The sequence below is a fragment of the Streptomyces sp. NPDC053432 genome (assembly GCF_055585365.1).
On the sequence record NZ_JBVJKF010000015.1, the window covers coordinates 1 to 19,661 of the forward strand.

Here is a 19,661-nt window from a genome sequence, read left to right on the forward strand (position 1 = left end):
GGGGACCCTGTGGGAGAGTAGGACGCCGCCGAACAATCATTGTGGGAAAGCCCCGCACCAGCCCTTCAGGGTTCGGTGCGGGGCTTTTCTGCGTTTACGAGCCGACTCGCACGTTGATGGGCTCCGGCGGCCGGTCACCAGTCTGCGGGGTAGCTTTTGAGGCTGCTCGTGTCGAGGGTCCAGCGGCCGGCGGTGACGGTGTCGCCGAAGGCGTAGGGGACCGTCTTGCGGTAGCGGATGCCGTCGGGCCCTGATGTGGGGTCGCTGTGCACCGTGACGGTCTTCTTGTCCTTGCGGGGATCGACGACGACATACAGAGGGACGCCCATCCGCGGGTAGTCGTGCAGCTTGTCACGGATGTCGGTGAGCGAGTTCGTGCGTGACACGACCTCCACCACCAGCAGGACGTCGCGGGAGTTGACGACCTTCGCGCTGTCGTCCGTGTCCTCTTCGGCGATGACCATGAGATCGGGGACCTTGGTCAGGCCGGTTTCGGGATCGCCCATGTTCGTGTCGTTGAGGGCCATGACCTCCGGGGTCTGTGCCTCGATCTGGCGGCGCAACCGCACCACGTTGAGCCCGTGAGGAGCCGTCGGGCTCATCATCGTGAGGAAGATCTGACCGTCGTTCGTCTGCACCTTCCACTGGTCTTCATGGTGCTCGGCCAGCTCCGCGAGCTGCTCTGCGAAGTCATGCAGGCGGCGCATCTGCTCAGGGGTGAAGTCGGCCATGTGTCCTCCTGGTAGGTGCCCTGCCAGCGTAGCCAGGTCGGGGACTTCTAGAGGCGGCCCGCGGCCTTGAGGGACAGGTAGGCGTCGGCCAGGGCGGGGGCCAGGGTGTCCGGGGTGGCGTCGACCACGTGGACCCCGTGGCGGGTGAGCTGGTCCGCGGTGCGGCGGCGCTGGGACTGGGACTGGGTGCCGGCCGCGGCCTCGTAGACCGCGTCGGCGTCGCCGCGGGACGCGGTCATGGCGGCGACATGGGGGTCGGCGACCGAGGCCAGCAGGACCGTGTGGCGGGCCGTGAGCTGGGGGAGGACAGGTAGCAGGCCCTCTTCCACCGGGGCGGCGTCCAGGCTCGTCAGGAGCACCACCAGGGAGCGGCGCGGGGCGCTGCGCAGGATGGTGGAGACCATGGTGCGGGAGTCCGTCTCGACCAGTTCCGGTTCGAGGGTGGCCATCGCGTTGACGAAGGACGGCAGGACGTCGGCGGCCGCCCGGCCCTGGACCTGGGCGCGGGGGCGGCGGTCGTGGGCCAGGAGGTCCACGCGGTCGCCGGCGCGGGTGGCCAGGGCGGCGAGGAGCAGGGCCGCGTCCATGGCGGAGTCGAGGCGGGGGGCGTCGCCGACGCGGCCCGCCGAGGTGCGGCCGGTGTCCAGGCAGATCAGGATGTGCCGGTCGCGTTCGGGGCGCCAGGTGCGGACGGCCACCTTGTTCTGGCGGGCGGTGGCGCGCCAGTCGATGGAGCGGGTGTCGTCGCCGGGGACGTAGTCGCGCAGGCTGTCGAACTCGGTGCCCTCACCGCGTGTCAGGACGCTGGTGCGGCCGTCGAGTTCCCGCAGTCGGGCGAGACGCGAGGGGAGGTGCTTGCGGCTGGTGAAGGGCGGCAGGACGCGGACGGTCCAGGGGACGTGCTGGGAGCCCTGACGGGCGAGCAGGCCAAGGGGACCGTACGAGCGGACCGTGACGCGGTCGGCCTGGCGGTCGCCGCGGCGGGTGGGCCGCAGGCGGGTGGTGAGCCTGCGGCGTTCCCCCGGGGGGACGGTCAGGGCGTGTCGGGAGGCGGGGCCTTCCGTGCCCGGGAGCCAGCTGCTGGGGGGCCACGCGTCGCGGACGCGGGCGCGGAGCGTGCGGCTGCCCGGGTTGGTGAGGGTGAGGTGGACGTCCGCGGTCTCGCCCAGGCGGACCGAGGTGTCGCCCGAACGGGTGAGGAGGAGCGGGCGGACGGACGCCGCGAGGGCGTAGTCGACCGCGCAGGCCAGCGCGAGCGGGGCGTTGACCGCGAGCATCCCCGTCCAGCTCGGTTCGAGGATGCCGACGGGGATGCTGCCGAGGGCCGCCAGCAGGGCGGCGCGTCCGGTGAGGGCCGCCATCAGCGCGGAACGGGGACGTGGGAGAGGATCGCGGTGATGACCGAGTCCGCGGTGACGCCTTCCATCTCCGCTTCCGGGCGCAGCTGGACGCGGTGGCGCAGGGTGGGGAGGGCGAGGGCCTTCACGTCGTCGGGGGTGACGTAGTCGCGCCCGGTGAGCCAGGCCCAGGCGCGGGCGGTGGCGAGCAGGGCGGTCGCGCCGCGGGGGGAGACGCCGAGGGTGAGGGACGGCGATTCGCGGGTGGCGCGGCAGATGTCGACGACGTACCCGGCGATCTCCGGGGAGACGGTGACGTGGGTGACGGCCTCGCGGGCGGCTTCGAGTTCCGCGGGTCCCGCGACGGGGCGGACGCCCGCGGCGTGCAGGTCGCGGGGGTTGAAGCCGGCGGCGTGCCGGGTCAGTACGCCGATCTCGTCCTGGCGGGAGGGCAGGGGGACGGTGAGTTTGAGGAGGAAGCGGTCGAGCTGGGCTTCCGGGAGGGGGTACGTGCCCTCGTACTCGACCGGGTTCATGGTCGCGGCGACGAGGAAGGGCTCGGGAAGGGGGCGCGGGGTGCCGTCGACCGTGACCTGGCGTTCCTCCATGGCTTCGAGGAGGGAGGACTGGGTCTTGGGGGGCGTGCGGTTGATCTCGTCCGCGAGGAGGAGGTTGGTGAAGACCGGGCCGTTCTGGAAGGAGAACTCGGCGGTCCGGGCGTCGTAGACGAGGGAGCCGGTGACATCGCTCGGCATCAGGTCGGGGGTGAACTGGACGCGCTTGGTGTCGAGTTCGAGGGAGGCGGCGAGGGCCCGCACGAGGAGGGTCTTGGCGACGCCGGGGACGCCTTCGAGGAGGACGTGGCCGCGGCACAGGAGGGCGACGACGAGACCCGTCACGGCCGGGTCCTGCCCGACGACGGCCTTGCCGATCTCGGTGCGGAGGGCTTCGAGGGAAGCGCGGGCGCTGTCAGCGGTCGAGGCCGGGGCCGGGGCCGTGGACTCGGTGGCCGGGTACGTCATGACGTACGGACCTCTCTTTCGAGGGCGTCGAGGTGGTCGGCGAGCGCGACGAGTGCCGCGTCGTCGGAGGGTGCGGGGCCGAAGAGCAGGCCGGTCACGTCGTGGGTGGCGCCGGGGAGCCGGGCGGAGACCGCCGGGGCGAGGGCGGCGGGGTCGTGGGCCTGGGTGTGCGCGACGCCGGTGAGGGCCGCGAGGCGCTCGCGGGCGGCGGCGCGGAGCACGGTGGCGGCGCGGTCGCGGGCGCGGGCCTTCCGGTACAGGCGGGCGCGGCCCTCGGTGGCCTCGGAGGCGCGGATGGCGACGGGGAGCTTCTCGGTGACGAGGGGGCCGAGCCGGCGGGCGCGCCAGAGGGCGGCGATCGCGGCGGCCAGGAAGAGCTGGAGCAGGGCCCAGGACCAGCCGGCGGGGATGAGGTCGAGGAAGTCCGGGCGTTCGCCGGCGGCGCGGCTGTCGGCGTCGGAGTCCTCCAGGGTCGGCATGTACCAGACGAGGTCCGGGCGGGAGCCGAGGAGCTGGAGGGCGAGGGAGGCGTTGCCTTCCTCGGCGAGGCTCTGGTTGAGGAGGACGCCGGCGGAGCCGAGGACGACGGTGTCGCCGCCTTTGGTGCCCGTGGGGAGCACGAGGAGGGTGGGGTGGCCGCCGGAGGGATAGCAGGCGGTGGCCCCGGCCGCGGCGGTGGTGTAGCGCAGGCCGTCGCCGAGGGCGGCCCGGCCGGCGGTGGCGGCGGCGGGGAAGGCGCAGGAGGGGTCGAGGTTCTTCGCGCCGGCGTCGCCCTTGGTGTGGACGCCGGGTGCGAGCTCGGTGAGGGAGTGGCTGGTGGGTTCTATGAGGATGGTGCGGCCGCCGGAGAGGTCGGCGGCCTGGTGGAGCCGGCGGCGCTGGGTGGCGCCGAGCCGGTCGGGTTCGGTGACCAGCAGGGTGGTGCGGGGGCCGGCCGCGGCGGTGGCCTCCCGGGCGGTGGTGACGACGCGTGTGGTGACCCCGCGCTCCTTGAGCAGCTCGGAGACGGCTCGGCTGCCGTAGGGGTCGGGGGAGCGGGGGTCGAGGAGGCCGTGGCGGGTGCCGGAGTTCAGGGCGGCGAGCACGGTGACGCCCGCGGCGAGCACGCCGAGGAGGATCAAGCCGGTGCGGATCCGCTGCGCTCGGCTCCGGCGTGGGGGGCGGGCGGCCTGCGGGCCGCCGGGGGTCTGCGGCGGGCTGGGCGGGGATCCGGCGGGGCCGGTGGGTGCGGGGGCCGGCCCGCCGGGGGTGTGCTTCCCGGTGGGAGCGGGCCGGGGCGCCGCCGCCCCGGGCGCCGGGGCGTTCCCGCTCCCGGCGGGACCGGGGGTTGCGTTGACCTCGGCCGGGGGCTCGTTGGGCGGGGTCATGCGGCGGGTCCCGTCAGGAGGGGCTTGGTGCGGGTCAGGGTGGTGTCGAGGGCGCGCAGGCGGGCGTAGGTGTCGGCGTCGGCGGTGCGGCCGCCGTAGGTGACGTCGTCGAAGACGCGGGCGGCCGCGCGGAGCTCGGCGGTGTGGTCCGGGAGGGATGCGGCGGCTTCGGCGGCGGCTTCGTCGGCGGTGCGGCCCGGGCGGGGTTCGAGGAGGGTGCGTTCCTCCAGGGAGCGGACGACGGCGCGCATGCGTTCCTGGACGGCTTCGGTCCAGCGGCCGGCGGCGGCGTGGGCCTCGGCGGCCGAGCGGTGGTCGGCGGCGCTGCGGATGCCGTCGTCGAAGAGGGCGCTGGTGGAGGTGGCGGTGCGGCGGGGGGTGCCCAGGCGCCACCACAGGGCGCCGACGGCCAGGAGGACCAGGACGGTGATGGCGAGCAGCCCGAAGCCGCCGCCGGGGGAGGCCCCGGAGGCGGAGGCGAGCAGGTCGTCGACCCATTCGAAGAACTTGCGCAGGGCGCGGTCGAACAGGCTCGGGTCGTTCTGGTGGTAGAGCGGCTTGGACAGTTCGCGTTCGGCCGCCTCACGGGCGGGGTCGCGCGGTGTCGTCACCGGTGGTGTGGCCGCGGTCGCCGCGGCGGTGATGAGGCCCCCCGTGCTCATCATCTGCGGGTCAGCCTCCGTAGTTCTCTACACCCGCCGCGCGGGCGAGCTCCAGGTCGAGGCCTTCGCGGCGGATGCGCTGGTCGACGTAGAGGAGGACGGTGACGCCGGACTGGATCGGCAGGACGACGGCCTGCGCGACGATCGCGCCGATGGCGGTGAGGACCAGCGGCCCCCAGGCCATCTGGGCGAGGGGGTCCTGCATGGCGGACAGGCCGTCGCCGAAGAGGGAGAAGCCGAGCATCTGCAGGGGAAGGATGATGATCGCCGCGAAGATGCCGGTGATGATCATGGTCAGGAGGGTGATGCCGAAGATCCGCCACCAGGCGCCGCTGACGAGCTTGGAGGAGCGGGCGAGGGCCTTGAAGACCGTTCCCCGCTCCAGCATCAGGGCGGACGAGGCCAGGCTGAACTTGATCCCCAGCCAGAGGAACAGCCCGAGCCAGACGAAGGCGGCGAGGACGATCAGGCCGACGTTCTCGGCGAGGGCGACGGGCACGATGAGCACCGCGCCGAGGACGACGGCGCCCACGCCCAGCAGCAGGGTGAGGCCGATCAGGCGCAGTACCTGCGGGCGGGCGTCGCGCCAGGCCTCGGAGATCGAGGAGTCCTGGCCGAGCACCGCCCGGCTGAAGATCATCGTGAGCATCGCGGTGACCACGATCCCCCCGGCGAAGTCGAGGAGCTGCACGGCGGCGCTCACCGGGAGATTGCTGCCCATGGTGCTGAGCACGTCCTCGGGCGTCACCCGGCCCCGGTCCAGGGAGAGGGCCAGGTTGTCCATCATGAACTTCTGCAGGAGCAGGCTCAGCACCTGGACCACGGTGGCCACGACCAGGGTGATCGGCAGGACCGAGCGCCAGTGGGCGCGCATGGTGGCGACCGCGCCGTCGAGGATCTCACCGAGGCCCAGAGGGCGCAGGGGGATGACTCCGGGCTTGGCGGCGGGGGGCTGGCCCCACTGGCCGGGGCCGCCCGGGTAGCCGTACTGGCCGCCGTACGGGGGCGGCTGAGGGGGATATCCGCCCCAGCCGCCGCCCTGCTGGGCGGGCGGCGGGTTCTGGCCGGGGGCCGGGCTCTGCCACTGGCCCGGCGGGGGGTTCTGGCCGGGGGCCGGGCTCTGCCACTGGCCCGGCGGGGGCTGCTCGGCGGACCACTTCGGTGCGTCGGCGGGCTGTGCGGGAGGCTGCGGCTGCCCGGCTGACGGGGCCCCCGGGCGCTCGCCGTCGGAGGACCCGGGCGTGGCCCAGCCCGGAGAGTCGTTCATCGTCGCTCCTTCACGTGCACCTGCTGTGGCGGGGGCGCTGGTCGGCTGCCATCGTGCCATGTGGGGTCCACGAACGGACCGGCCGTCCCCCCGGATCTCCGGCAGCCCGTACCTTCAATTGTCACCCGGATCCGGGGCAGACTGGTCGACCTGATCTCCACGCAGGTCCGAGGGGCGATTTCCAGCCCTTTTGGCTGTGGGACAGCTCACCGCCGGGTAACGATTAGCTAATGGGATGATGTCAACCATGAAGGGACGCGTCCTTGTCGTCGACGACGACACCGCGCTGGCCGAGATGCTCGGCATTGTGCTGCGTGGAGAAGGTTTTGAGCCGTCGTTCGTAGCGGACGGTGACAAGGCACTTGCTGCCTTCCGGGAGGCGAAGCCGGACCTGGTGCTGCTCGACCTCATGCTTCCGGGTCGGGACGGCATAGAGGTCTGCCGCCTGATCCGGGCGGAGTCCGGCGTGCCGATCGTCATGCTCACCGCCAAGAGCGACACGGTGGACGTGGTCGTGGGCCTGGAGTCCGGGGCCGACGACTACATCGTCAAGCCGTTCAAGCCGAAGGAGCTGGTGGCCCGCATCCGGGCCCGCCTGCGCCGTTCGGAGGAGCCCGCGCCCGAGCAGCTGGCCATCGGTGACCTGGTCATCGACGTGGCCGGGCACTCGGTCAAGCGTGAAGGCGTCTCCATCGCCCTCACCCCGCTCGAGTTCGACCTGCTGGTCGCGCTCGCCCGCAAGCCCTGGCAGGTCTTCACCCGTGAGGTGCTGCTGGAGCAGGTCTGGGGCTACCGGCACGCGGCGGACACCCGACTGGTCAACGTGCACGTGCAGCGACTGCGCTCCAAGGTCGAGAAGGACCCCGAGCGCCCCGAGATCGTCGTGACGGTGCGCGGTGTCGGCTACAAGGCCGGACCGAGCTGACGTGCAGTCCGGCAAGGCCCGGAGCGGTTCCCGGTGGGGAGCGCTGCGGGGCGGCAGGCTGCTCCAGGACGGGGCGCCCGGCGGCCCGCTGCTGCGGCTGTGCGTACGCCTCGTACGCCGGCCGCTGCTCCCGGCTGTCCGGCTGTGGCGGCGCAACATCCAGCTGCGGGTGGTCGCCGCCACCCTGCTGATCTCGCTCTCGGTGGTCCTCGCGCTGGGCTTCGTCGTCATCGCCCAGGTGAACAAGGGCCTCCTCGACGCGAAGGAGGAGGCGGCGCAGAGCCAGGCCGCCGGAGGCTTCGCGGTCGCACAGGAGAAGGCCAACGCCCCCGCGACCGTGGACGGGACCGACGCCGCCGACAGCAAGGTCGGGCGGGACGCCAGCACCTGGATGAACTCGCTCGTCAAGCAGCTCGCCAGTGGCGGCCAGACCGCCTTCGAGGTCGTCGCGCTCGGCGCGGGCACCGGTGAGCAGGCGCTGCCGGGCGCCCAGGGCGTCAAGGGCGCCAGGGCCTCCGGCAACGTGGACCCGACCGTCAGCGTCCCGCTGTCGCTGCGGCGCGCCGTCAACCGCGGCACCGGCACCTTCAAGACGTTCTCGCAGATCCGCTACACCAGCGGGGCCGGACAGAAGGCCCCGGAGCCCGCGCTGGTCGTCGGCAAGCGCCTCACCGACATCAACGGCGACCCGTACGACCTGTACTACCTCTTCCCGCTGACCCAGGAGGAGGAGTCCCTCACCCTGGTCAAGAGCACGATCGCCACCGCGGGCCTGTTCGTCGTCGTCCTGCTCAGCGGCATCGCCTGGCTCGTCGTACGGCAGGTCGTGACGCCGGTGCGGATGGCCGCAGGGATCGCCGAACGGCTCTCGGCAGGGCAGCTCCAGGAGCGGATGAAGGTCACCGGCGAGGACGACATCGCGCGCCTGGGCGAGGCCTTCAACAAGATGGCCCAGAACCTCCAGCTCAAGATCCAGCAGCTGGAGGACCTCTCCCGGATGCAGCGCCGCTTCGTCTCGGACGTCTCGCACGAGCTGCGCACCCCGCTGACGACGGTGCGGATGGCCGCCGACGTCATCCACGACGCCCGCGTCGACTTCGACCCCGTCACCGCGCGGTCGGCGGAGCTGCTCGCCGGACAGCTGGACCGCTTCGAGTCGCTGCTGGCGGACCTGCTGGAGATCTCCCGCTTCGACGCCGGCGCCGCCGACCTGCAGGCAGAGCCCATCGACCTGCGGGACGTCGTACGCCGTGTCATCGACGGCGCCGAGCCGCTGGCCGAGCACAAGGGCACCCGCATCCGGGTGCTCGGCGACACCCAGCCCGTCATCGCCGAGGCCGACGCCCGGCGCGTGGAGCGGGTGCTGCGCAACCTCGTCGTCAACGCCGTCGAGCACGGCGAGGGCCGCGACGTGGTGGTCCGGCTCGCGTCCGCGGGCGGGGCCGTCGCCGTGGCCGTACGGGACTACGGCGTCGGGCTCAAGCCCGGCGAGGCCACCCGCGTCTTCAACCGCTTCTGGCGGGCCGACCCGGCGCGGGCCCGCACGACCGGCGGTACCGGCCTCGGCCTGTCCATCGCCGTCGAGGACGCCCGGCTGCACGGCGGCTGGCTCCAGGCGTGGGGCGAGCCCGGGGGCGGCTCGCAGTTCCGCCTGACCCTGCCGCGCACCGCCGACGAGCCGCTGCGCGGGTCGCCGATCCCGCTGGAGCCCGAGGACTCGCGGGCCAACCGGGCCAGGGCCGCCGCCGAGGCGGCCGGCAGCGCGGCGCCGGCCAGGCCCGGCGAGGGCGGCGACCGGTCGGCGATCCCGCCCCGGTCGCCGGTGGCCGGGGCGGTGCCCGTACCCGCCGATCCGACCGCGCTGCCGGGGAACGGGGCCCGCGTCGTGGCCCGGCCCGCCGAAGAAGCCCCTGCCGAGCATGCGGAGATGGAGGACGGACCCGATGGACGCTGAGCCCAGGGGCGCGCGCATCGTACGGACGGGCGCCCTCGGCGGGGCCGCCCTGCTGCTGGCCGGCTGCGCCTCCATGCCCACCCACGGGGAGATCCGCTCCGTGCAGGGCTCGCAGGGCGTCGATTCGCAGGTGCGGGTGTTCGGCGTGCCGCCGGCGGACAAGGCCGGCGCGGCCGAGATCGTCAAGGGCTTCCTGGAGGCCATGACCAGCGACGACCCGCAGCTGGAGACGGCCCGCAAGTACCTCACCGAGGCCGCCTCGAACAGCTGGAGGCCCGGCTCCACCGTCACCGTGCTCAAGTCCGGCCTCGGCCGCTCGCAGGTCACCGGCGAGAAGGACCCCGACGGGCCCCGCTGGAAGGTCACCGGCGAGAAGCTCGCGACCGTGGACGAGCGCAGCGCGTACCAGCCGGAGACCGGCGGTCGGACCTACGACTGGGTCCTCCAGCTCGTCCAGGAGAACAAGCAGTGGCGGATCGCGAACCCGCCCAAGAGCCTCGTGCTCAGCGAGTCCGACTTCCAGCGCATCTACATGCCCGTCAACAAGTACTACTTCGCGGGCGGCGCGCTCGTCGCCGACCCCGTCTACGTGCGCCAGCGCGCCGACCCGGACTCGCGGATGGACCCGACCACGCAGACCGTGCAGTCGCTGCTCTCCGGGCCGTCCAACTGGCTCGGCCCGGTCGTCGAGTCCAGCTTCCCGACGGGCACGGAACTGCGCGAGGGCACCAAGTCCCTTTCGTACGACGGCCAGAACACACTGCGCGTGCCGCTCAACGAGAAGGCGGAGAACGTCACGCAGCCGCAGTGCAAGAAGATGGCCACCCAACTCCTGTACTCCGTCAAGGACCTGACGGGCTCCCGGCTCGACCAGGTCGAGCTGCTGCGCTCCGACGGCAAGTCCTCGCTGTGCTCCGTGAACGAATCGACGGCGGCCACGATCGCGGGGCGGCCCAGGGCCCCCGAGTACCAGTACTTCGTCGACAACGAGAAGCGGCTGGTCCGCATGAAGCTCGACGTCGCGAGCGAGGACCAGCAGCCGAAGCCCGAGCCGGTGCCGGGGCCGCTGAACACCCCCGCCGCCCCCTTCGCGGTCGGCTCGGCCGCCGTGACGTACGACGAGAGGCGCGCGGCCGTGGTCTCGGAGGACGGGCACGGCCTGTACGTGGTGCCGATGTCCGGTGTCGGCCCCATGCCGCAGGTGCCGGTGGTCACGAGCAAGGGGACCAGGGCGGCGGACACCCTGACCGCACCCAGCTGGGACGCGGCGGGCGATCTGTGGGTCGCGGACCGCGACCCGCAGCACCCCGGGCTGTGGCGGGTCCCGGGCGGGACCGGCACCCCGGAGAAGGTGCAGGTGGCGGGGCTCGGTGACCGGAAGATCACCTCGCTGAAGGCCTCCGCGGACGGCGTGCGGATCGCGCTGCTCCTGGAGGAGGGAGGCCGCAAGACCCTGTGGGTGGGGCGGATCGAACGGCCCGACGCCAAGACGGGCGCGGAGGCGGTGTCGGTGCGCGAGCTCCGCTCGGCGGCGCCGCAGATGGCGGACGTGACGGCGATGAGCTGGGCGCCCCGCGGCCGGCTGCTGGTGGTCGGCCGGGAGAGCCGCGGGGTCGTGCAGGCCCGCTACATGCTCGCCGACGGTTCGATGGTCGCGGCGACCCTGCCCGGGGCGGCCGGGCTGGAGCAGGTCGCGGTGGCCGTCTCCGAGGAGGAGGCGAAGCCCAAGCCCGTGGTCGGCCACTCCAGCGATGGCATCGTGTGGCTGCCGCCGGGGGCGCAGTGGCGCACGGTGGCGGCGGGCGGCCAGGCTCCGGTGTATCCGGGCTGACCCGGCTGCCCGGTCGCCGCTGCGGGCTGCGTGCCGGGGCCGTCCACAGGGGTGGCGGGTGGCGTCGGGCTCCGGCAGGGTGGATCCATGCGGGGGTGGTGGCAGGAGCTGGCCGGGCTGGTCCTGCCGGACGACTGTGCGGGCTGCGGCGCCGCCCGGGTGCTGCTGTGCGCCCGCTGCCGGGAGGCGTTGAGCGGGGCCGGGGCGGGGCGCGTACGGCCCTCGCCGGCGCCGCGGGGGCTGCCGGTGGTGCATGCGGCCGCCGTCTACGAGGGGCCCGTGCGGGCGGTGCTGCTGGCCCACAAGGAGCGCGGGGCGCTGCCGCTGGCCGGGGTGCTGGGCCATGCCCTGGCGGCGGCGGTGCTGGCGGGCGGAGGCGGGCCGGGCGAGGGCGAGCTGGCCCTGGTGCCCGTGCCGTCGGCGCGGCGGCAGGTCCGGGCGCGCGGGCACGATCCGGCGCGCAGGATCGCGCTGGCCGCGGCGGGGCGGCTGCGGCGGGCCGGGGTCCCCGCGCGCGTGGCCCCCGTACTGGGTCTGCGGCGGGCGGTGGCGGACCAGGCGGGGCTGGGGGCCCGGCAGCGCCTGGAGAACCTCGCGGGGGCGCTGGAGGTGCGCCGGGGCGGGGTGCGGGCGGTGGCCGGCGCGGGCGTCGTCCTGGTCGACGACCTCGTGACCACCGGGGCCACGCTGGCGGAGGCGGCCAGGGCGCTGCGGACGGCGGGGCTGGGGGCGGCGGGAGGTGCCGCGCGGGCCGCTGTGGTCGCTGCGACGGCAGGCTACTCGAAGAGAGCAAAAGTCCTGTGAATAGATTTGGAACTGCTGGGGAAGGCCCATCGTTGCAGGTAGTAAGAGAGATCAGTGACGGGATCGGAAGAACGTCCCGGTAGCGGGTGCCGACAACCGTCATAGAGGGATATGTTCGGTTGTAAGGACTGGCGAGCCTTGGGCCCCACGCATCGCGGTCTCTCGACTCCGAAGTCGGTGGGGTGTAGATCTTGCCGATGGGGGAGGAGGAGGTGGAAGTCGCCAAGTCCGTGGCTCCGGCCTTCACCGGAGCCTGGTGCGAAAGGGATGCGCTTCGCCCCATGAGGCGGAGCTGTCCGGGAACGGAGTTCTGCGTGGACATCGTCGTCAAGGGCCGTAAGACCGAAGTGCCCGAGCGGTTCCGCAAGCACGTGGCCGAGAAGCTGAATCCTGAGCGGATCACCAAGTACGACGGCAAGGTGATCAGCGTGGACGTCGAGGTGTCCAAGGAGCACAACCCGCGTCAGGCCGACCGTTCCGACCGCGTGGAGATCACCCTCCGCACGCGGGGCCCGGTGATCCGTGCCGAGGCTGCGGCCACCGACCCGTACGCGGCGCTGGACCTGGCTCAGGACAAGCTGGAGGCCCGGCTGCGCAAGCAGCACGACAAGCGCTACACGCGCCGCGGCAGCGGACGTATCCCGGCGGCGGAGGTCGCCGACGTCGTACCGGGTGCCGCAACACTCAACGGCAGTGGCCAGCCGGTCGGTGAGGAGAAGACGAACGGGGTACCGATCACCCGGATCGGATCCATCGAGGTGCAGGGCGAAGGCCCCCTCGTCGTCCGCGAGAAGACCCACTCGGCCGCACCCATGTCGCTCGACCAGGCCCTCTACGAGATGGAACTGGTCGGCCACGACTTCTATCTGTTCGTCGACGCCGATTCCAAGCTGCCCAGCGTCGTCTACCGCCGTCACGCCTACGACTACGGCGTCATCCACGTGAACCCCGACGGGGCCTCCAGCTCGGAGGAACCGCGCGGCGGCGCCGGCGGCGCGCTCGGCGGCTGACACCACCCTTCGTTGCCCCTGCGGTTCGCTCATGCGTCCGCAGGGGCACCTGTGTGACGGGTATGCGCCACGCATGGCCGTCCGACGCCCCCGGGTCGTGGCGCGGGCATGGAATCATGGCGGTCAGTCAACCGATGGCGGTGTTCGTCCGGTTGGTCCGGCGGTTGAGCACATGCAGGGGGTGGAACGATGGCGGACAGCTTCGGGCCGGTACGCGGTGACGGCGGCGCGGACTGTCGTGACGCGGACGGGGCGGCTGCGGGGGAAGCGGCCGGTTCGCGGGGCGGGGAGCCCATCCGGGTGCTGGTGGTCGACGACCACGCGCTGTTCCGGCGCGGGCTGGAGATCGTCCTCGCGCAGGAGGAGGACATCCAGGTCGTCGGCGAGGCCGGGGACGGGGCGGAGGCCGTGGACAAGGCGGCCGACCTGCTGCCGGACATCGTGCTGATGGACGTACGGATGCCCCGGCGCGGCGGGATCGAGGCGTGCACCTCGATCAAGGAGGTGGCGCCCTCCGCGAAGATCATCATGCTGACGATCAGCGACGAGGAGGCCGACCTCTACGACGCGATCAAGGCGGGCGCCACCGGGTACCTCCTGAAGGAGATCTCCACGGACGAGGTGGCGACGGCGATCCGCGCGGTCGCGGACGGACAGTCGCAGATCAGCCCGTCGATGGCGTCGAAGCTGCTCACCGAGTTCAAGTCGATGATCCAGCGGACCGACGAGCGGCGGCTGGTGCCGGCGCCGAGGCTGACCGACCGGGAGCTGGAGGTCCTGAAGCTGGTCGCCACCGGCATGAACAACCGTGACATCGCCAAGGAGTTGTTCATCTCGGAGAACACCGTGAAGAACCACGTCCGCAACATCCTGGAGAAGCTGCAGCTGCACTCCAGGATGGAGGCCGTGGTCTACGCGATGCGGGAGAAGATCCTCGAGATCCGCTGATCGCCTCCGGCGCGGATCGCCTCCGGCGCGGTGGGCGGTGGGCGGTGGGCGGTGGGCGGTGGGGCGGCGGATCGGCCGACTCCGGATCCGCGCCGGCCCGCCCGCGTCGGGCCGTGACCGGGCTCGCGCCGGACCGTGACCGGGCTCGCGCCGGGCCGTGACCGGGCTTGCTCCACGCTGGGCCCGGGCTCGCCCCGGGCCGTGCCGGTCGGGGATCCTCCTGGTCCGGCCGGGCTGGGCTTGCCTGCCCGGGGATGACGGCGGTCAGGTCAGCAGGGCCAGTTCGGCGGTGACCGCCGCGGCCTCGGAGGTCCGGCCGGGCTGGGCTTGCCTGCCCGGGGATGACGGCGGTCAGGTCAGCAGGGCCAGTTCGGCGGTGACCGCCGCGGCCTCGGCGGGGTTCTGGGCGCGTTCCACGCGGACCGCGTCGCAGCCCACCCACTCCGCGGCCTCCCGCAGGGCCCGCGCCATGGCGGGGGCCGCCTTGGGCGTGGTCAGGGAGAGCTGCCGGGCGACCAGGGTGCGGCCTTCACGGGCCGGGTCGACGCGGCCCTGGAGCAGGCCGCCCGCCAGCAGCGGCATCGCGAAGTACCCGTGTATCCGCTTCGGCTTGGGGACGTACGCCTCCAGGCGGTGGGTGAAACCGAAGATCCGCTCCGTGCGCGGCCGGTCCCACACCAGGGAGTCGAACGGCGAGAGCAGCGTGGTGCGGTGGCGGCCGCGGGGGACGGTGGCCAGCGCCGCCGGGTCGGCCCACGCCTGCTTGGCCCAGCCCTCCACCTCGACCGGGACCAGCCCGGAATCCGCGACCACCGCGTCGAACTGCTCCCCCTTCAGGCGGTGGTAGTCCGCGATGTCGGCGCGGGTGCCGACACCCAGGGACTGCCCTGCCAGCGCGACGAGTCGGCGCAGGCACTCGCGGTCGTCGAGGTCGTCGTGGAGCAGGGCGTCGGGGACGGCCCGCTCGGGCAGGTCGTACACCCGCTTCCAGCCCCGGCGCTCGCCGCACACCACCTCACCGGTGTCGAGCAGCCACTCCACCGCGATCTTGGTCTCGGACCATTCGAACCACTCTCCGCCGTTCTTGGCGCCGCCCAGCTCGGTGGAGGTCAGCGGGCCGTCGGCCTTCAGGCGGTCCAGGACCGCCCTGGTCGAGGCCTCCTTGTCCTGGAGGTGGTGCCAGCGGTGGCCGCGGGCCCGGCGGGCGCGGCGCCGGAAGGCGAAATGCGGCCATTCCTCGATGGGCAGGATGCAGGCCGCGTGCGACCAGTACTCGAACGCGTGCCCGTCGGACCAGTACGCCTTCTCGACCGCGTCCCGGCCGACGGCGCCCAGGCGCGCGTACGGGATCAGCTCGTGCGAGCGGGCCAGGACGGAGATGGTGTCGAGCTGCACGGCGCCCAGGTGGCGCAGCACGCCGCGGACCCCGCCGCGGCGGTCGGGAGCCCCGAGGAAGCCCTGCGCGCGCAGGGCGATCCGGCGGGCCTCGTCGGCGGACAGCGAGAGCGGGGTCGAGGTCATCTCCGGAGCCTAACGGCGGCCACCGACAGCGGGCAGGTACGCCAGCCGGGACGGCAGACCCAGGTCCGAGGGGAGCAGGGCGCCGGCCCAGCAGTCGCGCAGGGTGCCGCGGTGTTCCATGCCCGCGCGCCGGACGCCCTCCACGACGAAGCCTGCCTTCTCGGCGACGGCACGGGAGGCGGTGTTGCCCACCCCGGCCCGCCAGACCAGGCGGACGCAGCCGGCTTCGGTGAAGGCCCAGCGGGCCACGGCCCGCAGCGCCTCCGTGACGTAGCCGTTGCCCCGGTGCCCGGCGACGGCCCAGTAGCCGACCTCGTGGGCGTGCGCGCCGCGCGGGACGACGCCGAGGGCGGCGACCAGCGGGCCGTCGGCGCCGAGGCGGACGGCGAAGTTGAACTCGGTGTCCTCCCGCCAGCCGCGCGGGACCGTCTCCGTGACGAAGGCGCGCGCGTCCTCGTGCCGGTACGGCAGCGGGACGGGGATCCAGCGCTGGATCTCGGGGTCCTGGCAGGCGGTGTGCACCTCGGCCGCGTCCCCGGGGGTGTGGGGGCGCAGCACGAGGCGCTCGGTCGTCAGCGTGATCGGCTCCATGACCGGCGGGTGCCCCGGTACTAGGCGGAGGCCGACGGCAGGTACGGCCGGTGGGAGGGCAGGCCGAGGTCGGAGGGGAGCAGGCCGCCGATCAGGCAGTCGAGCATGGCGCCGCGGTGCTCGATCCCGGCGCGCAGGGTCCCCTCCAGGCGGAAGCCGGCCTTCTCCGCGACGGCCCTGGAGCCCGCGTTCTCGACCTGGGCCCGCCATTCGAGGCGGGGCGCGCCGACCTCGGTGAAGGCCCAGCGGGAGACGGCGCGGACGGCCTCGGCCATGTATCCGCGGCCCCGGTGCTCCTTCGTCGCCCAGTAGCCGATCTCGTACGCGCGCACGTCGAACACCTTGTGCACGTGGACGCCGACCGCCGCGACCAGCGGCCCTCCGGCGCCGAGGCGCACGGCGAAGCTGTAGCCGGTGTCCGCACGCCAGCCGGCTGGGACCAGCTCGTTCACGAAGGTCCGGGCGTGCTCGCGCGCGTAGGGGGAGGGGACCGCGGTGTAGCGCTGGATGTCCGGGTCCTGGCAGGCCGCGTACACCTCGTCCTCGTCGGCGGGGAGGAACGGGCGCAGAACGAGCCGGTCGGTGGTCAGTGTCGTGGGCTCCATGAGCGGATTCTGCTGCCATCGCGCGTCGCCGGGCGAACACTTTTCGGGAATCTCGCGGGGGAAGCGGCACCTTCCGTGTCACCCGTACGTTCTCAATACGGGCACCCGCGCCCTCGCGGGTACGGCGGACCTCCCGGCGCGACCACGTCCTCGCTTACGATGGCCGTTGCGGTGGGGCCCACCTGCCGTGCCCGTGTACGTACAGTGCCCAGGCCCGACCGGCAAGGAGACAAACCTCGGTGTCCGTCTTCAACAAGCTCATGCGTGCAGGCGAAGGCAAGATCCTGCGCAAACTGCACCGCATCGCGGACCAGGTCAACTCCATCGAAGAGGACTTCGTCAACCTCTCCGACGCCGAGTTGCGGGCGCTCACTGACGAGTACAAGCAGCGCTTCCAGGACGGCGAGAGCCTGGACGACCTGCTGCCCGAGGCCTTCGCCACGGTGCGCGAGGCCGCGAAGCGCGTGCTCGGCCAGCGTCACTACGACGTACAGATCATGGGTGGCGCGGCGCTGCACCTCGGCTACGTGGCCGAGATGAAGACCGGTGAGGGCAAGACCCTCGTCGGCACGCTGCCCGCGTACCTGAACGCGCTGTCCGGCAAGGGCGTCCACCTGATCACGGTGAACGACTACCTGGCCGAGCGCGACTCCGAGATGATGGGCCGCGTCCACAAGTTCCTGGGCCTGTCCGTCGGCTGCATCCTGGCGAACATGTCGCCGGCGCAGCGCCGCGAGCAGTACGACTGCGACATCACCTACGGCACGAACAACGAGTTCGGCTTCGACTACCTGCGCGACAACATGGCCTGGTCGAAGGACGAGCTCGTCCAGCGCGGCCACAACTTCGCCGTGGTCGACGAGGTCGACTCGATCCTCGTCGACGAGGCCCGCACCCCGCTGATCATCTCCGGTCCGGCGGACCAGGCAACGAAGTGGTACGCGGACTTCGCCAAGCTCGTGACCCGCCTGACCAAGGGCGAGGCCGGCCAGCCGCTCAAGGGCATCGAGGAGACCGGCGACTACGAGGTCGACGAGAAGAAGCGCACCGTCGGCATCCACGAGGCCGGTGTCTCCAAGGTCGAGGACTGGCTCGGCATCGAGAACCTCTACGAGTCGGTGAACACGCCCCTCGTCGGCTACCTGAACAACGCCATCAAGGCGAAGGAACTGTTCAAGAAGGACAAGGACTACGTCGTCATCGACGGCGAAGTCATGATCGTCGACGAGCACACCGGCCGTATCCTCGCCGGCCGCCGCTACAACGAGGGCATGCACCAGGCGATCGAGGCGAAGGAAGGGGTGGACATCAAGGACGAGAACCAGACCCTCGCCACGATCACCCTGCAGAACTTCTTCCGCCTGTACTCGAAGCTGTCGGGCATGACCGGTACGGCCATGACCGAGGCCGCCGAGTTCCACCAGATCTACAAGCTCGGCGTCGTCCCGATCCCGACGAACCGGCCGATGCAGCGCGTGGACCAGGCCGACCTGATCTACCGCACGGAGGTCGCCAAGTTCGCCGCCGTCGTCGACGACATCGCGGAGAAGCACGAGAAGGGCCAGCCGATCCTCGTCGGTACGACGTCGGTCGAGAAGTCCGAGTACCTCTCCCAGCAGCTGTCCAAGCGCGGCATCCCGCACGAGGTCCTCAACGCCAAGCAGCACGAGCGCGAGGCCGCGATCGTGGCCCAGGCCGGCCGCCGCGGCGCCGTCACCGTCGCCACGAACATGGCCGGCCGCGGTACCGACATCAAGCTCGGCGGCAACCCGGACGACCTCGCCGAGGCCGAGCTGCGCCAGCAGGGCCTGGACCCGGAGGAGCACATCGAGGAGTGGGCGCACGCCCTTCCCGCGGCGCTCACCCGGGCCGAGGCGGCCGTGAAGGCCGAGTTCGAGGAGGTCAAGGCCCTCGGCGGGCTGTACGTGCTGGGCACGGAGCGCCACGAGTCGCGCCGTATCGACAACCAGCTGCGCGGCCGCTCCGGCCGACAGGGCGACCCGGGCGAGTCCCGCTTCTACCTGTCGCTGGGCGACGACCTGATGCGCCTGTTCAAGGCGCAGATGGTCGAGCGCGTCATGGCCATGGCCAACGTGCCGGACGACGTGCCGATCGAGAACAAGATGGTGACGCGCGCGATCGCGTCGGCCCAGTCGCAGGTCGAGACCCAGAACTTCGAGACGCGCAAGAACGTCCTGAAGTACGACGAGGTCCTCAACAACCAGCGCGAGGTCATCTACAGCGAGCGCCGCCGCGTCCTGGAGGGCGAGGACCTGCAGGAGCAGGTCAAGCACATGATGGACGACACGATCGACGCGTACATCGCGGCCGAGACGGTCGAGGGCTTCGCCGAGGAGTGGGACCTGGAGCGCCTGTGGGGCGCCTTCAAGCAGCTCTACCCGGTGAAGGTCACCATCGAGGAGCTGGAGGACGCCGCGGGGGACCGCGCGGGCATCACCGCCGAGTTCATCGCGGAGTCCATCAAGGACGACATCCACGAGCAGTACGCGGCGCGCGAGAAGGCGCTCGGCTCCGACATCATGCGCGAGCTGGAGCGGCGCGTGGTGCTGTCGGTGCTGGACCGCAAGTGGCGTGAGCACCTGTACGAGATGGACTACCTGCAGGAGGGCATCGGCCTGCGGGCGATGGCCCAGAAGGACCCGCTGGTCGAGTACCAGCGCGAGGGCTTCGACATGTTCAACGCCATGCAGGAGGGCATCAAGGAGGAGTCCGTCGGCTACCTGTTCAACCTGGAGGTCCAGGTCGAGCAGCAGGTCGAGGAGCTTCCGGTGCAGGACGCGGCGCCTTCGCTGACGAAGGAGCCGGTGCCGGCGGCGCGTCCGGAGATCCGGGCGAAGGGGCTGGACGCTCCGCAGCGGCCGGACCGGCTGCACTTCTCCGCCCCGACGGTGGACGGTGAGGGCGGGGTCGTCGAGGGCGACTTCGACGATGCCGGTGGCGACGGCTCGGGTGACGGTCTGACGCGGGCGGAGCGGCGGAAGGCGGCCAAGGCCTCCGGCGGGCGTCGCCGCAAGAAGTGACCCCTGCGGGGTCGAGCTCGTCGGCCGGGGCCGGACACCACTCGT

16 protein-coding genes are annotated in these 19,661 nt (G+C 72.5%); 7 read left to right on the plus strand and 9 right to left on the minus strand.

Features of this window, described 5'->3' with window-relative positions; all coding sequences use genetic code 11:
* Positions 1-134: 134 nt before the first annotated feature.
* The 6 genes from ACZ6Y1_RS23705 to ACZ6Y1_RS23730 are packed head-to-tail and all read right to left on the minus strand — an operon-like array spanning position 135 to position 6,386.
* On the minus strand, positions 135-731 hold the full coding sequence (locus ACZ6Y1_RS23705) for a Uma2 family endonuclease (protein ID WP_469633153.1): 597 nt from the start codon (positions 729-731) through the stop codon (positions 135-137).
* 47 nt (positions 732-778) lie between these two features.
* Entirely contained in the window at positions 779-2,092 is a 1,314-nt protein-coding gene (locus tag ACZ6Y1_RS23710; RefSeq protein WP_469633156.1) for a DUF58 domain-containing protein, read from the minus strand.
* Entirely contained in the window at positions 2,092-3,090 is a 999-nt protein-coding gene (locus tag ACZ6Y1_RS23715) for an AAA family ATPase (protein ID WP_469633159.1), read from the minus strand. The genes ACZ6Y1_RS23710 and ACZ6Y1_RS23715 overlap by 1 nt, the downstream gene beginning before the upstream one ends.
* Positions 3,087-4,457: a DUF4350 domain-containing protein gene (locus ACZ6Y1_RS23720; RefSeq protein WP_469633162.1), complete on the minus strand. Its 1,371-nt coding sequence runs from the start codon at positions 4,455-4,457 to the stop codon at positions 3,087-3,089. Before ACZ6Y1_RS23720 ends, ACZ6Y1_RS23715 begins: the two co-directional genes overlap by 4 nt.
* Positions 4,454-5,122, minus strand: coding sequence for a DUF4129 domain-containing protein (locus ACZ6Y1_RS23725; protein WP_469633165.1), 669 nt, complete (start codon positions 5,120-5,122; stop codon positions 4,454-4,456). The genes ACZ6Y1_RS23720 and ACZ6Y1_RS23725 overlap by 4 nt, the downstream gene beginning before the upstream one ends.
* Before the next feature lie 7 nt (positions 5,123-5,129).
* Complete coding sequence (locus ACZ6Y1_RS23730) at positions 5,130-6,386, minus strand: DUF7847 domain-containing protein (protein WP_469633168.1); 1,257 nt, start codon at positions 6,384-6,386, stop codon at positions 5,130-5,132.
* A 235-nt stretch (positions 6,387-6,621) separates the two neighbouring features.
* Between ACZ6Y1_RS23730 and mtrA the strand changes: the two genes are divergently transcribed.
* The 6 genes from mtrA to ACZ6Y1_RS23760 all read left to right on the plus strand — a co-directional run bounded on the left by mtrA (position 6,622) and on the right by ACZ6Y1_RS23760 (position 13,858).
* Complete coding sequence (gene mtrA, locus ACZ6Y1_RS23735) at positions 6,622-7,311, plus strand: two-component system response regulator MtrA (protein WP_469633172.1); 690 nt, start codon at positions 6,622-6,624, stop codon at positions 7,309-7,311.
* 1 nt (position 7,312) lies between these two features.
* Complete coding sequence (gene mtrB / locus ACZ6Y1_RS23740; protein WP_469633175.1) at positions 7,313-9,265, plus strand: MtrAB system histidine kinase MtrB; 1,953 nt, start codon at positions 7,313-7,315, stop codon at positions 9,263-9,265.
* Complete coding sequence (locus ACZ6Y1_RS23745) at positions 9,255-11,096, plus strand: LpqB family beta-propeller domain-containing protein (protein WP_469633178.1); 1,842 nt, start codon at positions 9,255-9,257, stop codon at positions 11,094-11,096. Before mtrB ends, ACZ6Y1_RS23745 begins: the two co-directional genes overlap by 11 nt.
* 87 nt (positions 11,097-11,183) lie before the next feature.
* Entirely contained in the window at positions 11,184-11,900 is a 717-nt protein-coding gene (locus ACZ6Y1_RS23750; protein WP_469633181.1) for a ComF family protein, read from the plus strand.
* A 314-nt stretch (positions 11,901-12,214) separates the two neighbouring features.
* Positions 12,215-12,910 carry a ribosome hibernation-promoting factor, HPF/YfiA family gene (gene hpf, locus ACZ6Y1_RS23755; RefSeq protein ID WP_469633184.1) on the plus strand — a complete coding sequence of 232 codons (696 nt, stop codon included), beginning with the start codon at positions 12,215-12,217 and terminating at the stop codon, positions 12,908-12,910.
* Between the two features lie 189 nt (positions 12,911-13,099).
* Positions 13,100-13,858 (plus strand): response regulator, encoded by a 759-nt coding sequence (locus tag ACZ6Y1_RS23760; protein WP_469633187.1) that lies wholly within the window; start codon positions 13,100-13,102, stop codon positions 13,856-13,858.
* Positions 13,859-14,209: 351 nt separating this feature from the next.
* Here ACZ6Y1_RS23760 and ACZ6Y1_RS23765 read toward each other — a convergent pair whose 3' ends face one another.
* From ACZ6Y1_RS23765 to ACZ6Y1_RS23775, 3 genes are read right to left on the minus strand one after another with little or no spacing between them, the layout of a single operon-like run.
* Positions 14,210-15,379 carry a winged helix-turn-helix domain-containing protein gene (locus ACZ6Y1_RS23765; protein ID WP_469633189.1) on the minus strand — a complete coding sequence of 390 codons (1,170 nt, stop codon included), beginning with the start codon at positions 15,377-15,379 and terminating at the stop codon, positions 14,210-14,212.
* A 9-nt stretch (positions 15,380-15,388) separates the two neighbouring features.
* Positions 15,389-15,970 (minus strand): GNAT family N-acetyltransferase, encoded by a 582-nt coding sequence (locus ACZ6Y1_RS23770; protein ID WP_469633192.1) that lies wholly within the window; start codon positions 15,968-15,970, stop codon positions 15,389-15,391.
* A 20-nt stretch (positions 15,971-15,990) separates the two neighbouring features.
* Positions 15,991-16,575 (minus strand): GNAT family N-acetyltransferase, encoded by a 585-nt coding sequence (locus ACZ6Y1_RS23775; protein WP_469633195.1) that lies wholly within the window; start codon positions 16,573-16,575, stop codon positions 15,991-15,993.
* A 239-nt stretch (positions 16,576-16,814) separates the two neighbouring features.
* Between ACZ6Y1_RS23775 and secA the strand changes: the two genes are divergently transcribed.
* Complete coding sequence (gene secA, locus ACZ6Y1_RS23780; RefSeq protein WP_469633198.1) at positions 16,815-19,616, plus strand: preprotein translocase subunit SecA; 2,802 nt, start codon at positions 16,815-16,817, stop codon at positions 19,614-19,616.
* Positions 19,617-19,661 lie beyond the last annotated feature (45 nt).

Coding starts and splice junctions, on each gene's coding strand:
- ACZ6Y1_RS23705 (WP_469633153.1), bottom strand. CDS start 731: ATGGCCGACTTCACCCCTGAGCAGATGCGCCGCCTGCATGACTTCGCA.
- ACZ6Y1_RS23710 (WP_469633156.1), bottom strand. CDS start 2,092: ATGGCGGCCCTCACCGGACGCGCCGCCCTGCTGGCGGCCCTCGGCAGC.
- ACZ6Y1_RS23715 (WP_469633159.1), bottom strand. CDS start 3,090: ATGACGTACCCGGCCACCGAGTCCACGGCCCCGGCCCCGGCCTCGACC.
- ACZ6Y1_RS23720 (WP_469633162.1), bottom strand. CDS start 4,457: ATGACCCCGCCCAACGAGCCCCCGGCCGAGGTCAACGCAACCCCCGGT.
- ACZ6Y1_RS23725 (WP_469633165.1), bottom strand. CDS start 5,122: ATGATGAGCACGGGGGGCCTCATCACCGCCGCGGCGACCGCGGCCACA.
- ACZ6Y1_RS23730 (WP_469633168.1), bottom strand. CDS start 6,386: ATGAACGACTCTCCGGGCTGGGCCACGCCCGGGTCCTCCGACGGCGAG.
- mtrA (WP_469633172.1), top strand. CDS start 6,622: ATGATGTCAACCATGAAGGGACGCGTCCTTGTCGTCGACGACGACACC.
- ACZ6Y1_RS23745 (WP_469633178.1), top strand. CDS start 9,255: ATGGACGCTGAGCCCAGGGGCGCGCGCATCGTACGGACGGGCGCCCTC.
- ACZ6Y1_RS23750 (WP_469633181.1), top strand. CDS start 11,184: ATGCGGGGGTGGTGGCAGGAGCTGGCCGGGCTGGTCCTGCCGGACGAC.
- ACZ6Y1_RS23760 (WP_469633187.1), top strand. CDS start 13,100: ATGGCGGACAGCTTCGGGCCGGTACGCGGTGACGGCGGCGCGGACTGT.
- ACZ6Y1_RS23765 (WP_469633189.1), bottom strand. CDS start 15,379: ATGACCTCGACCCCGCTCTCGCTGTCCGCCGACGAGGCCCGCCGGATC.
- ACZ6Y1_RS23770 (WP_469633192.1), bottom strand. CDS start 15,970: ATGGAGCCGATCACGCTGACGACCGAGCGCCTCGTGCTGCGCCCCCAC.
- ACZ6Y1_RS23775 (WP_469633195.1), bottom strand. CDS start 16,575: ATGGAGCCCACGACACTGACCACCGACCGGCTCGTTCTGCGCCCGTTC.